The 13,076-nt window shown below is 69.4% G+C and carries 9 protein-coding genes; 4 read left to right on the forward strand and 5 right to left on the reverse strand.

From position 1 onward, the window contains the following. Positions 1 to 16: 16 nt before the first annotated feature. Positions 17 to 712, reverse strand: a complete 696-nt coding sequence (locus tag ABD708_RS07920; RefSeq protein ID WP_344753043.1) for a lysophospholipid acyltransferase family protein — start codon at positions 710 to 712, stop codon at positions 17 to 19. An 18-nt stretch (positions 713 to 730) separates the two neighbouring features. Further along, a complete protein-coding gene (locus tag ABD708_RS07925) occupies positions 731 to 1,681 on the reverse strand; it encodes an ROK family glucokinase (protein ID WP_344753045.1) in 951 nt (316 codons plus the stop codon). 130 nt (positions 1,682 to 1,811) lie between these two features. Between ABD708_RS07925 and ABD708_RS07930 the strand changes: the two genes are divergently transcribed. Continuing rightward, positions 1,812 to 3,632, forward strand: coding sequence for an AMP-dependent synthetase/ligase (locus ABD708_RS07930; protein ID WP_344753048.1), 1,821 nt, complete (start codon positions 1,812 to 1,814; stop codon positions 3,630 to 3,632). A gap of 165 nt (positions 3,633 to 3,797) precedes the next feature. On the opposite strand, the gene def is transcribed toward ABD708_RS07930, so the two are convergent. The 3 genes from def to ABD708_RS07945 are packed head-to-tail and all read right to left on the reverse strand — an operon-like array spanning position 3,798 to position 8,983. Then, a complete protein-coding gene (gene def / locus ABD708_RS07935) occupies positions 3,798 to 4,289 on the reverse strand; it encodes a peptide deformylase (protein WP_344753050.1) in 492 nt (163 codons plus the stop codon). Between the two features lie 33 nt (positions 4,290 to 4,322). Continuing rightward, positions 4,323 to 5,522 (reverse strand): MinD/ParA family ATP-binding protein, encoded by a 1,200-nt coding sequence (locus ABD708_RS07940; protein ID WP_344753052.1) that lies wholly within the window; start codon positions 5,520 to 5,522, stop codon positions 4,323 to 4,325. Positions 5,523 to 5,575: 53 nt separating this feature from the next. Beyond that, entirely contained in the window at positions 5,576 to 8,983 is a 3,408-nt protein-coding gene (locus ABD708_RS07945; protein ID WP_344753054.1) for a pyruvate carboxylase, read from the reverse strand. 133 nt (positions 8,984 to 9,116) lie between these two features. On the opposite strand from ABD708_RS07945, the gene ABD708_RS07950 reads away from it, so the two are divergent. From ABD708_RS07950 to ABD708_RS07960, 3 genes are all read left to right on the forward strand, one after another. Beyond that, a complete protein-coding gene (locus ABD708_RS07950; protein WP_344753056.1) occupies positions 9,117 to 9,785 on the forward strand; it encodes a GntR family transcriptional regulator in 669 nt (222 codons plus the stop codon). A 133-nt stretch (positions 9,786 to 9,918) separates the two neighbouring features. Then, complete coding sequence (locus tag ABD708_RS07955) at positions 9,919 to 10,770, forward strand: MaoC/PaaZ C-terminal domain-containing protein (protein ID WP_344753059.1); 852 nt, start codon at positions 9,919 to 9,921, stop codon at positions 10,768 to 10,770. Next, positions 10,767 to 13,049 (forward strand): CoA transferase, encoded by a 2,283-nt coding sequence (locus ABD708_RS07960; protein ID WP_344753062.1) that lies wholly within the window; start codon positions 10,767 to 10,769, stop codon positions 13,047 to 13,049. Before ABD708_RS07955 ends, ABD708_RS07960 begins: the two co-directional genes overlap by 4 nt. The last annotated feature ends 27 nt before the right edge of the window (positions 13,050 to 13,076 follow it).

Genomic DNA, 13,076 nt, shown 5'->3' on the forward strand with positions numbered 1-13,076 from the left:
GGGAGAAGTCTATCTGTCAGCGGTTCAGGCTCGGCGTCGTCGCCTTCACCGAGCTCGCGTACACGTCGACGTACTCCTGCCCCGAGATGCGCCACAGCTCGTACTGGATCTCGTCCGTGACGGCCCGCAGCACGTAGCGGTCGCTCTCGAGACCCGAGAAGCGGGAGAAGTCGAGCGGCTCCCCGATGACGATGCCGATGCGGCGGATGCGCGGCAGCCTGACGCCCGTCGGCATGAGCTCGTGCGTGCCGACCATCGCGACCGGGATGACCGGCACGCGCGCCTCGAGCAGCATGCGGGCGATGCCGGTACGGCCGCGGTACATGCGGTGGTCGGGGCTGCGGGTGCCCTCGGGGTAGATGCCGAGCAGCTCGCCGGACGCGAGCACGCGCAGCCCGGTGTTGAGCGAGTCCTCTGAGGCCTTCCCGCCCGAGCGGTCGATCGGCAGCTGCCCCGTGCCGAGGAAGAACATCTTCGACAGCCACCCCATCAGCCCGCGGCCGGTGAAGTACTCGCTCTTCGCGAGGAAGGTGACGTGCCGATCGAGCATGAGCGGCAGGAAGATCGAGTCGAAGAACGAGACGTGGTTGCTCGCGAGGATCGCGGCGCCGTTCTTCGGCACGTTCTCGGCGCCGATGACCCACGGCCGGAACACGGCCTTGAGCAGCGGGCCCAGGAGCACGTATTTCAAGAACCAGAAGAAGGCGTTCACGGATGCCTGCCCGGGTTCCTACCGTTCGATGGCGTGCTGCCGGGCGACGTCGGCGGCACCGACGACCCCGGCGTCGTTGACGAGCTCGGCGATCTTGAACTCGGGCTCGGGGTGGTAGCCGCGCGCGGGAAGGGTCTGCAGGAACGCCTGGCGCACAGGGGCGAGCAGCTTCTCGCCCGCGGAGGCCACGCCGCCGCCGAAGACGAACACCTGCGGGTCGAGGATCGCGGCGAAGCTCGCGCACGCCTGGCCGAGCCAGTCGCCCAGCTGCCGCAGCGCCTGCAGCGCGCCCGGGTCGTCCTCGTCGATCAGGTCTCCGATGTCCTTGCCGTGCAGGTAGTCGCCGTTCTTGGACCGGACTTCGGCGAGCTTCTGGCCGATCCCGCCGGCGTCGGCGAGCGTGTTCGCGTAGCGCTGGAGCGCACGACCCGAGCCGTACTGCTCGATGCACCCGTTCGCCCCGCAGCCGCACGGCAGCCCGTTCGGCACGATGCGCATGTGGCCGAGCTCGCCCGCCGCGCCGAAGCCGCCGCGGAACAGGTGGTCGTTCGCGACGATGGCGCCCCCGACCCCCGTGCCGATCGTGAGCATGACCATGTCGGTGCTGAGCCGCCCCGCGCCGAAGCGGAACTCGGCCCAGCCGGCCGCGTTGGCGTCGTTCTCGATGATGACGGGCACGCCGACCTTCGGCTCGATCGCATGGCGCAGCTGCTCGTGGCGCCACGGGACGTTCGGCGTGTAGTACACGATCGAGCCGGTGGCGTCGATGAACCCCGGGGCGGCGACGCCCGCGGCGACCGCGTCGGTGCCGTCTGCGAGCTCATTGATCATGTCGACGACGACCTGCTTCAGCGCCTCGGAGTCCCCGGCCGGCGTCGGCTTGCGATCCTGGCGCACGATCGTCCCGTCTTCATCGACAAGGGCCCCCGCGACCTTGGTCCCGCCGATGTCGATTCCGATCGCGTGCACGCAGATCTGCCCTTCTGGATTGTGAGTCGGCTACAAGGAGGACAGTGCGTCCCAGCCGCGCAATCTAGAGTGTATGAGGTCAGCGCGCCGCCTGCCATTTGGCGCGGCGCCCGGTATCGAAGGAGCTACCGTGCTCGAATCCGTGATTCCCGCCATCGTCCCCGCCGACCCCACGGCCAACACCACCGACCTGCTCGTCGAGCGTGTTGCGCTGACTCCAGACAAGGTGCTGTTCGGCATCCCGGAAGGCGACGGGTGGCGTGACGTCACCGCCACCGAGTTCCTCGACCAGGTGCGCGCGCTCGCCAAGGGCTTCGTCGCCGCCGGCGTCCAGCCCGGCGACAAGATCGGCATCATGAGCCGCACCCGCTACGAGTGGGTGCTGATCGACTTCGCGATGTGGTTCGCGGGCGGCGTGCTCGTGCCCGTCTATGAGACCAGCTCGCCGAGCCAGCTGTCGTGGAACCTCACGGACTCCGGCGCCATCGGCGTCATCCTCGAGGATGCCAAGCACTACGCCGCCTTCGACGAGGTCGCCGCCGACCTCCCCGATGTGCAGAAGGTCTGGCACATCGACCTGGGCGACCTCGACAAGCTCGTCGCTTCGGGCGTCGATGTCCCCGACGAGGAGATCGAGCGCCGCCGGAAGCTCGCGAACGGCGACGACATCGCGACGCTCATCTACTCCTCGGGCACGATGGGCAAGCCCAAGGGCGTCGTGCTCACCCACTCCAACTTCGTCGAGCTGGCCCGCAACGCCGGGCAGAAGCTGGGCGGGGTGCTCGAGGACCGGGCATCCACCGTGCTCTTCATCACCATCGCGCACGTGTTCGCGCGCTTCATCTCGGTCGTCTCGATCCACGCGGGTGTGCGCGTCGGCCACCAGGCGGACACGACGAAGCTGATGGACTCGCTGCAGTCCTTCAAGCCGACGTTCCTGCTGATGGTGCCGCGCGTGTTCGAGAAGGTCTACAACACGGCGGAGCAGATCGCCGAGTCGGGCGGCAAGGGCAAGATCTTCCGCGCCGCGGCCGACACCGCCGTCGCCTACTCGGAGGCGAGGGCGGCCGGCAAGGTGCCGTTCTTCCTGAACCTCAAGTTCAAGCTGTTCGACCGGCTCGTGTTCTCGACCCTGCGGTCGAAGATGGGCGGCCGGGTCGAGTACGCGGTCTCGGGCTCGGCCCCCCTGTCGACCCGACTCGGCCACTTCTTCTCAGCGCTCGGCGTCGAGATCCTCGAGGGCTATGGCCTCACCGAGACGACCGCACCCGTGTCGGTCAATCTGCCCGGCGCGTTCAAGATCGGCACGGTCGGCCCGGCGCTGCCCGGCAACGCGATCCGCATCGCGGAAGACGGCGAGATCGAGATCAAGGGCGTCTGCGTCTTCAAGGAGTACTGGCACAACCCGAGCCTCACGGCCGAGTCGTTCGACGACGGCTGGTTCAAGACGGGCGACCTGGGCGCGCTCGACGAGGACGGCTACCTCAGCATCACGGGCCGCAAGAAGGAGATCATCGTCACGGCGGGCGGCAAGAATGTGGCGCCTGCTGTCCTCGAGGACGGCGCGCGCTCGAACCCGCTCATCGACCAGATCGTCGTCGTCGGCGAGCAGCGCCCCTTCATCGCCGCGCTCGTCACGCTCGACACCGAGATGCTGCCCGTCTGGCTCAAGAACAACGGGCAGGACGAGAACATGTCGCTCGAGGAGGCCTGCCAGAACGACGCCGTGCTCGCCGAGGTGCAGAAGGCCGTCGACACCGCCAACCAGAGCGTGTCGCGCGCCGAGTCGATCAGGAAGTTCTCGATCCTGCCGACGACGTGGACCGAGGCGAGCGGCCACCTCACGCCGAAGCTGTCGATCAAGCGCAGCGTGATCGTGAAGGACTTCGCCGCCGAGATCGACGCGCTCTACGCCGGCGTGCCGACGCAGGCGATGTCCCTCCAGGGCTGATATCCGTAGCCTGCGTCGCTTCCGTACCATAGCGACACGGCGGTCGCGTCCGGCGCGTCGCGTAGCGACTCGCGCTGCGCTTGCCGCTAAAAGCGACAGCCCGGTGGGCTGTCGCGTGGCGAGCGGGCCGAGCTGCGCTCGGCCAAGACCGGCGCGACAATCAACTCAGAACCAATCCGATTCCCTGACCTGCTTCATGGCCTGACGGCGGGTTTCCTTGTCGAGGCGGTCGAGGTACAGGAATCCGTTCAGGTGATCGGTCTCGTGCTGCAGGGCCTGGGCGAGCACACCCTCGCCCTGCACCTCGATCTCGTTGCCGTCGACGTCGAAGCCCACGGCACGCGCCCACGGGTGCCTGGCCGTGTCGAACCAGAGCCCGGGCACACTGAGGCATCCCTCGCCAGTGGGCTGCTTCTCGCCGCGCACCTCGACGATCTCGGGGTTGATGAGATAGCCGATCTGGCCGTCGACGTTATAGCTGAACACCCGCAGCGTCGCCCCGATCTGGTTCGCCGCGACGCCGGCGCGACCGGGCAGTTGCACCGAGTCGACGAGGTCGGCGACGAGCGACCTGACGCCGTCGTCGAAGTCGACGACCGGATCGCACACGGTCTTCAGCACGGGGTCGCCGAACAGGCGGATGGGGCGCACGGTCACGGCTTCACCCTATAAAACGGATGCCGGCGCCGATCACTCCTGCGGGTCGGGCAGCCCTTCGACGACGAGCGCGGCGAGGGTGCGCGCTGCTTCGCGGGTGAGCGGCTTGAGCTGGTGGTACGGCACGACGGACCCGGCGGCGAGCAGCGGATCGTACGGGATCCGCACGAGCGCGCGCACCCGCGAGCGGAAGTGCGCCTCGATCTCGTCGAGCATGACCATGTTCGTGCCCTGCGTCGCCGTGTTGATCGCGACCACCGCGTTCTGAACGAGCGCGCCGTAGCCGTTGGCGTCGAGCCAGGTGAGCGTCTCGGACGCGAGCTTGGCCTCGTCGACGCTGCCGCCCGAGACGATGACGATGGCGTCGGCCCTGCGCAGCGTCGCGCGCATGACCGAATGCACGATGCCGGTGCCGCAGTCCGTGAGCACGAAGGAGTAGTACCGGCTCGCGAGATCGGCGACCACGTTGTAATCGTTCTCGTCGAACGCCTCGGAGAGGTTCGGATCGGTGTCGGAGGCGAGCACGTCGAGCCGGGTCTCGTCGTGGCTGACGAACTGAGCGAAGTCGGTGTAGCTGCCGATCGTGGTGGCCCGGTGCACCACGTCGCGCACGGTGGCCGTGGTGTGCCGGGGAACGCGCTCGCTGAGGGTGCCGCGGTCGGGGTTCGCGTCGACGGCGACGATGCGGTCGTCGCGCACATCGGAGAGCGCCATGCCGAGCAGGGCGGTGATCGTCGTCTTGCCGACGCCGCCCTTGCGGGTCAGCACGGGGATGAACCGCGCCCCGCCGCTCAGCTCGCGCCGGATGCGGTGGTCGAGCTCCTTCCGGTGCCGCTCGAGCTTCGAGTCGCCGAGGTTCACCGCGGTGAAGGTCGCACCGTAGACGAAGCGGTTCCACGCCCCGGTGGGGCGCGACTTCGGGCGGCGCCGCACGTCGAGGATGCGGTCGGCCGTGAGCATCGCCGCCGACTCCGGCAGCTCGCTCGGCTCGCCGCGCAGGCGCTCGCGGCGGGACGCCGTGTAGCCGTTCTCCGGGCGCGGCACCGGGCCGGTCTGCGGCGTGACGAGCGTCATCGAACGGATGCTGGGGGCAGAGGGCAGCTTCACCGGGTCGATCGGGCGCTCGGGGATCGCGACGGCGACCTCGTCGTCCGGCGTCTCGTGCGGCTTCTGCGGCGGCAGCTCGACGCTCACCGTGACGGTCTTCGGCTCATCGGAGACCTTCTCTGCCATTGCTGCAGACTACGGCCGGATGCCGCGAACCGCCATGGCCCCCATTGGTGGGGTCACAGCGGCCTGATCACGACGAGGAGGTCGCCGCCGTCGACCTGCTGGGGCGAGGGGATCGCGAGGCGTTCGACGACGCCGCTGGTGGCGGCGGTGATGGCGGCCTCCATCTTCATGGCCTCGATGGAGGCGACGGCTTGGCCGGCGGTGACGGCCTCGCCTTCTGCGACGCGCAGGGTGACGACGCCGGAGAACGGCGCGGCGACGTGGCCGGGGTTGTCGGGGTTCGCCTTCTCGAGGGCCTTGGTAGCGACCTCGACGTGCCGGTCGCGGACGAACACGGGCCGCAGGGAGCCGTTGAGTTTCGCGAGGACGGTGCGCATGCCGCGGGCGTCCGCCTCTCCGATCGCCTCGAGGCCGACGTAGAGGACGACGCCGGGGGCGACGTCCACACGGTGCTCCTGTCCGGCGGCGAGGCCGTAGAGGTAGTCGGCGCTGTCGATGACGGAGAGGTCGCCGAACAGTTCGCGGGTCTCCTCGAACTGGCGGGTGGGCGCGGGGAACAGCAGCCGGTTCAGCGTCTGCTGCCGCCTGCGGCCGGGCTCGGCGAGCTGGGCGGCGTCGCCCTCCGAGATCGGGGTGACGGCCACGTTCACACTCCGGCCGGCGAGGACCTTGGAGCGGAACGGCTCTGGCCAGCCGGCGGCCAGGTCGCCGAGCTCGCCGGCCATGAAGGAGACGACCGAGTCGGGGATGTCGTAGTTCTGCGGGTTCTCTTCGAAGTCGGCCGGGTCGGCGTGCGCGGCCGCGAGCTGCAGGGCGAGGTCGCCGACGACCTTCGACGACGGCGTGACCTTCGGGATGCGGCCGAGGATGCGGTTCGCGGCGGCGTACATGTCCTCGATGAGCTCGAAGTCGTTCGCGAGGCCGAGGGAGATCGCCTGCTGGCGCAGGTTGGAGAGCTGCCCGCCGGGGATCTCGTGCCGGTACACGCGGCCCGTGGGCGCCGGCAGTCCGGACTCGAACGGGGCGTACAGGCCGCGCACGGCGGCCCAGTACGGCTCGAGGGCCGCGACGTTCTCGAAGTCCAGCGCGGTGGCCCGCTCGGTGTTGTCGAGCGCCGCGACGAGCGCGGAGGCGGACGGCTGGCTCGTGGTCCCGGACATGGGGGCGGATGCCACGTCCACGACGTCGGCGCCGGCGCGGGCGGCCGAAAGCAGGGTCGCGAGCTGGCCGCCCGCGGTGTCGTGGGTGTGCACGTGCACCGGCAGCTCGAACTCCTGGCGCAGCGCCGTCACGAGCTTCTCGGCCGCGGCGGGCTTCAGCAGCCCCGCCATGTCTTTGATCGCGAGCATGTGGATGCCGGTGCCGACGAGCTTCTCCGCAAGCCGCAGGTAGTAGTCGAGGGTGTAGAAGTCCTCCTTCGGCGAGTTCAGGTCGCCGGTGTAGCACAGCGCGCCCTCGGCGATCGCCGTGTCCTGGCCGAGGACGGCCTCGATCGCGGGCCTCATCTGCGCGACGTCGTTGAGCGCGTCGAAGATGCGGAACACGTCCACCCCCGTGCTCACGGCCTCGGCGACGAAGGCATCCGTCACCTCCGTCGGATACGGCGTGTAGCCGACCGTGTTGCGGCCCCGCAGCAGCATCTGGATCGCCACGTTCGGCAACGCCTCGCGCAGCGCGGCCAGCCGCTCCCACGGGTCCTCACCGAGGAACCGCAAGGCCACGTCGTAGGTCGCCCCTCCCCACGCTTCCACCGAGAACAGGCCAGGCGTGAGCCTCGCAACATAGGGCGCGACCGCGAGCAGGTCCTTGGTACGCACCCGGGTCGCCAGCAGGCTCTGATGCGCATCCCGGAACGTCGTGTCCGTCACCCCGAGCGCCGTCTGCGCGCGCACCGAACGGGCGAACGCCGCAGGGCCCAGCTCCAGCAATTGCTGCCTGGTGCCCGCAGGCGCCGGAACGGAGAGATCCAGCTTCGGCAGCTTCACCGCCGGGTCGGCGACGCCGAATGGCCGCTCGCCGTGCGGCTTGTTCACCGTCACGTCCGCGAGCCAGTTCAGGATCTTCGTGCCCCGGTCCTGCGACGGCCTGGCCCTCACCAGATCCGGCCGGTTGCCGATGAAGTCCGTCGCGATCTCACCGCGCACGAACTCCGGCTCCTCCAAAAGCGCCTGCAGGAACGGGATGTTCGTCGACACCCCGCGGATCCGGAACTCGGCCAGCGCACGCCTGGCCCGGGACACCGCCGCCTCGAAGGTGCGGCCCCGGCAGGTGAGCTTCACCAGCATCGAGTCGAAATGCGGGCTCACCTCGCTTCCCGTGCCCATCGAGCCGCCATCCAGCCGGATCCCCCCGCCGCCCGGCGAGCGGTACGTCGTGATCGTGCCCGTGTCGGGCCGGAAGCCCGCAGCCGGGTCCTCCGTCGTGATACGCGTCTGAAGCGCGAAGCCGTTCACCCGCACGCTGTCCTGCGACAGGCCGATCTGCGCGAGCGACTCCCCCGCGGCGATCCGCATCTGGGTCTGCACGATGTCGACATCCGTGACCTCCTCGGTCACCGTGTGCTCCACCTGCACCCGCGGGTTCATCTCGATGAACACATGCTCGTTCCGCCGCTGTCCCGCGGCCTCGACCAGGAACTCGACCGTGCCCGCGTTCTGGTACCCGATCGACTTCGCGAACGCCACCGCATCCCGCAGCAGCGCCTGCCGCACCTCCTCATCCAGCTTCGGCGCCGGCGCGATCTCCACCACCTTCTGGTGCCGCCGCTGCACCGAGCAGTCCCGCTCGAACAGGTGGATCGTCTCCCCCGAAGCATCCGCGATGATCTGCACCTCGATATGCCGCGGCTTCAGCACCGCCTGCTCGAGGAACATCGTCGCATCGCCGAACGCGGAATCCGCCTCGCGCATCGCCTCCTCGAGCGCGGGCCGCAGCTCGGCCTTCGTGTCGACCCGGCGCATGCCCCGCCCGCCGCCGCCCGCGACCGCCTTCGCAAAGATCGGGAAGCCGATCGACTCCGCCCCCGCCACCAGCTCGTCGATGTCGGTGGAGGGAGCCGTGGATGCCAGCACCGGAACGCCCGCCGCGATCGCATGCTCCTTCGCGGTCACCTTGTTCCCCGCCATCTCGAGCACCTCCTTCGGCGGCCCGATGAACGCGATCCCCTCCTCCCGGGCGGCCTCCGCCAGCTCCGGGTTCTCCGACAGGAATCCGTAGCCCGGATAGATCGCGTCAGCACCCGCCTGCTTCGCCACCCGGATGATCTCCGCCACATCCAGATACGCCCGAACCGGATGCCCCGGCTCGCCGATCTGATACGCCTCATCCGCCTTCATCCGATGCAGCGAGTTCCGGTCCTCATACGCGAACACCGCGACCGTGCGCGCCCCCAGCTCGAACGCCGCCCGGAAACCGCGGATCGCGATCTCCCCACGATTGGCCACGAGGATCTTCCGGAACATGCGCACTCACTTCCCGTCGGTGTGCTGACCATGCTAGAGGACGCTGTTCCGTCGACTGCCGGTTTTGTATACAACTGCGGCACTCGGCTCACAATGTATACATCACGGACGCGCAGCTACGTATAATTCGGCCATGCGAGCGAGCGACACCGCCTATCAGCGCCTCAAGGACGACATCATCCAGTGGCACCTCGAGCCGGGGACGCTGCTCGGCGAGATCGAGACCGCGCAGCGACTCGGCGTCTCCCGCACCCCGGTGCGCGAGGCGCTCTCGCGCCTCACCGCCGAGGGGCTCGTCGCCACAGGCAGCGGGCGCACCGCCATGGTCGCCCTCGTCTCGACGGCCGACGTGATGCAGCTCTTCGAGTACCGCGAGGCGCTCGAGACGCAAGCCGCCCGCCTCGCCGCCGGCCGCCGGGACACGGCCGTGTTCGAGGGTCTTCGCGAGCGCTTCCTCGAGGGACCGGGCGCCGACCACAAGCCCCAGGCCGAGCGGCCGTACTTCCTCGCCGACAAGCTCGACGAGGCGATCGACGCCGCGATCGGGAATCCGTATCTCGTCGGCGCGCTGCGCGACCTGCGCGGCCATCTCGCCCGCTACCGCCGCAACGCGCACACGAACCCCGTGCGCCTCGAGCAGGCGACGAGGGAGCACCTGCTCATCGTCGAGGCGATCCTCGCGGGGAACGCCACCCTCGCCGCGCAGGCGACGGCCGTGCACCTGCACCAGAGCCTGCAGAACATCCTCAGCACCGTCCCCGCGCTGCAGCGGGAGCCGGAGCCGACGGTCGCAGCGGTCTAGATGTATGTATACAAACTGGCGGTCCCTCGCTAGCATGGCGTCGTAACGCGACGGGCAGAGCAGCAGCTCCCGTTCAGCCGCTGACACCGTAGTCAGACCCCCGGCTGAGACCGCGGCACGGAAGGGTAAAACAATGGCGTTCACCACAGAATCGGTCGCAAGCATCGTCGGGCAGAAGGGCGAGCCCGTCGAGAGCTCCTGGACATCGAAAGATGCCCTGCTCTACGCGCTGGCCGTCGGCGCGAGCCAGGACGCGCCGTTCGACGAGCTCGAGTTCACGACCGAGAACGGGCCGAAGCCCCAGCTCGTCGTGCCGTCGTTCATCTGCGTGGCCGCGAAGGGCGGCAAGATCCCGGGGCTCGAGATCGATCTGCGCAAGCTGCTGCACGGCGGTCAGAGCTTCGAGCTGTTCGGCGAGCTCAAGCCGGACGGCCGGGTGCGCACCGTCGGCACGGTCGACAGCATCTACGACAAGGGCTCGGCGGCCGTGGTGAACACGAGCTCGGAGATCTATGACGCCGACACCGGCGAGCTGCTCGCGAAGACAGGCGGGGCGATGTTCCTGCGCGGCGAGGGCGGCTGGGGCGGCGAGCGCGGCGAGGACGAGCCGTGGGCGCAGCCCGAGCGCGAGCCGGACGAGACGGTCGTGTACACGACGCGCACCGACCAGGCTCTGCTCTATCGGCTGACGGGCGACCGCAACCCGCTGCACAGCAACCCCGAGTTCGCGAAGCTCGCCGGCTTCGAGCGGCCCATCCTGCACGGCATGTGCACCTACGGCTTCACTGTGCGCGCCCTGCTGCACGCGGTCGCGGGCGGAGACCCGAACCGCTTCGGCCGCTTCAGCGCCCGGTTCTCGAAGACGGTCACCCCTGGCGACACCCTCACCGTCTCGATCTGGAAGACCGAGGGCGGCGCACTGTTCCAGACGGCCAAGCAGACCGGCGACGTCGTCATCGACCGGGGGGTGCTGACCCTGCGATGAACGCTCTCGACGGAATCCGCGTCCTCGACTTCAGCTCGGGCGTCGCCGCCCCGATCGTCGGCATGTTCCTCGCCGACTTCGGCGCCGACGTCATCAAGGTCGAGCCGCCCACGGGCGACCCCTCGCGCTCCAAGCCCGGGTTCGCCGTGTTCAACCGCAACAAGAAGAGCGTCGTCGTGGACATCGACGACGGCGACGACCGGCAGTGGCTCGAGGCGAGCGTGCGCGGCGCCGACGTCGTGATCCTCGGCGCCGGCCAGGAGCTGCGCGACTGGGGAGCCGAGGTGGAGTTCGCCGCGCGACGCAACCAGGCCCTCATCACCGCGAAGCTGCCGGGCTTCCTGGCCGGCACCTACCCGTGGGGAACGGACAGCGAGTCCAACGGCCTGCTCTCGGCGGCGGGCGGCCAGGCGACCCGGCAGTCGTCCTACGAGGGCGGCCCCGTCGACTCCCCCTCGAGCTTCATCCTCTACGACCACGGCGCCTGGGCGACGACCTGCGTCGTCGCGGCGCTCGTCGAGCGGGAGAACTCCGGTCGCGGCCAAACGGTCACCGTCGGCGGCATGAACGGCATCGAGATCGGGACGATCGGCACTCTCACCGTGAACCCGAACGTGCCGACGCCGCCGACGAACCTCGGGCCGGTCGGCCGGCATCCGACCTACCGTCAGTTCCAGACGAGTGACGGCTGGATCTCGTCGGGGGCACTGGGCGCCAAGTTCGAGCTGCGCCTGCTGAAGGCCCTGGGCCTCAACGAGCTGCTCGATGACCCGCGCATCGAGGGCATCACCCAGCGCATGCTGCTGCCCGAGAACATGCCGTGGGTGACCGAGACCATCGAGGCGAGCTTCCGTGCGCGCACGACGGACGAGCTGCTCGAGATCTTCGAGACGATCGGGATTCCTGCCGGCCGCGTCCGCAGCCGCGACGAGTGGCTCGACGACGAGCAGGTGAAGGCGATCGGCATGAGCGTCGAGGTCGATGACCGCGAGCGCGGGAAGGTCCTCATGCCCGGAGTGCCGATCGTGCTGACCCGCACGCCGGGGCAGGTGCGCACGGGGGCGCCGCGACTCGGCCAGGACACGGGCATCGAGCCGTGGCCGGCGAAGCGCACGGTGAGCGAAAGCGAAGAGCGCTTCGTCGCGGGCCCTCTGAAGGGCATGCGCGTGCTCAACATGGGCACCTTCGTCGCGGGGCCCATGGCCGGGTTCCTGCTCGCCGAGCTGGGCGCCGACGTCATCAAGGTCGAGCCGTTGACCGGAGACCCGTTCCGTCCCTCCGCCTACACCTACAACCGCGGAATGCGCTCGATCGCGATCGACCTCGCCTCCCCCCAGGGCCGCGATGCGTTCCACGCGCTGGCGAAGCACGCCGATGTCGTCATGGACTCCATGCGCCCCGGCGTGATGACGAAGCTCGGCATCGACTTCGACGCCCTCTCGCAGACCAACCCGCAGATCGTGACCACGTCGCTGTCCGGCTTCGGCGAGGGCGGCCCGCTGACCGGCAAACCGCTCGTCGACATGGTGGTGCAGGCGATCTCGGGAATGATGTCGTCGCAGGGCGGCGACGACACGCCGGTCGCGAACACGATGCCGATCAACGACGTCACGACCGGCGCCCTCACCGTGCTGATGATCACGCTCGGCTACTTCAACCGCCTGCGCACCGGCGTCGGCCAGCGCTGCTGGAACTCCCTCATCGGGACGGCCACCTACCTGCAGTCCGCGGAGCTCGTGCGCTTCGACGGGCGCCCCGAGCCGTGCGTCGGCGGCCGCGACTTCCGCGGCCCGCACCCGCTGCAGCGCTACCACCGCGCCGCGAACGGCTGGATCTACCTCGACGCCTCCGACCTCGACGAGGACGAGGCGCTGGCGCGGCTCAGGAGGATCGGGGTGAAGACCCTCGACGCGCTCGCCGAGTGGATCTCCGAGCTGACCTGCTCGCAGGCGGCGCACACCCTGCAGAGCGCCGGGCTGCGCGCGGTGAAAGCGCGCGACGTCACCGAGGTGCTGCGCGATCCGCTGCTGATCGAGAAGGACATCATCCACTTCCGCAACGCCGCGGACGGCTCGTCGTTCGCGGTCCCCGGCTGCTACGGGCAGTTCAGCCGCACGCAGCGCCGCGGCCCGCTCTCGCCGGCGGGTGTCGGCGAGAACAGCGTCGAGGTGCTCGAGGCGGCCGGCCTCGATGCCGAGGTCATCGACGAGCTGATCGCCGACGACGTCGTGCGCGTCGGCGGCAAGATGGTGCACACGCTCGGCATCGCGTACCGGTAGCGGCACGACGAAGAGAGGGGGGCGGAT

Source organism: Gryllotalpicola koreensis (genome assembly GCF_039538185.1).
Classification (GTDB): Bacteria; Actinomycetota; Actinomycetes; order Actinomycetales; family Microbacteriaceae; genus Gryllotalpicola; species Gryllotalpicola koreensis.

Coding starts and splice junctions, on each gene's coding strand:
- ABD708_RS07940 (WP_344753052.1), bottom strand. CDS start 5,522: ATGGCAGAGAAGGTCTCCGATGAGCCGAAGACCGTCACGGTGAGCGTC.
- ABD708_RS07945 (WP_344753054.1), bottom strand. CDS start 8,983: ATGTTCCGGAAGATCCTCGTGGCCAATCGTGGGGAGATCGCGATCCGC.
- ABD708_RS07950 (WP_344753056.1), top strand. CDS start 9,117: ATGCGAGCGAGCGACACCGCCTATCAGCGCCTCAAGGACGACATCATC.
- ABD708_RS07955 (WP_344753059.1), top strand. CDS start 9,919: ATGGCGTTCACCACAGAATCGGTCGCAAGCATCGTCGGGCAGAAGGGC.
- ABD708_RS07960 (WP_344753062.1), top strand. CDS start 10,767: ATGAACGCTCTCGACGGAATCCGCGTCCTCGACTTCAGCTCGGGCGTC.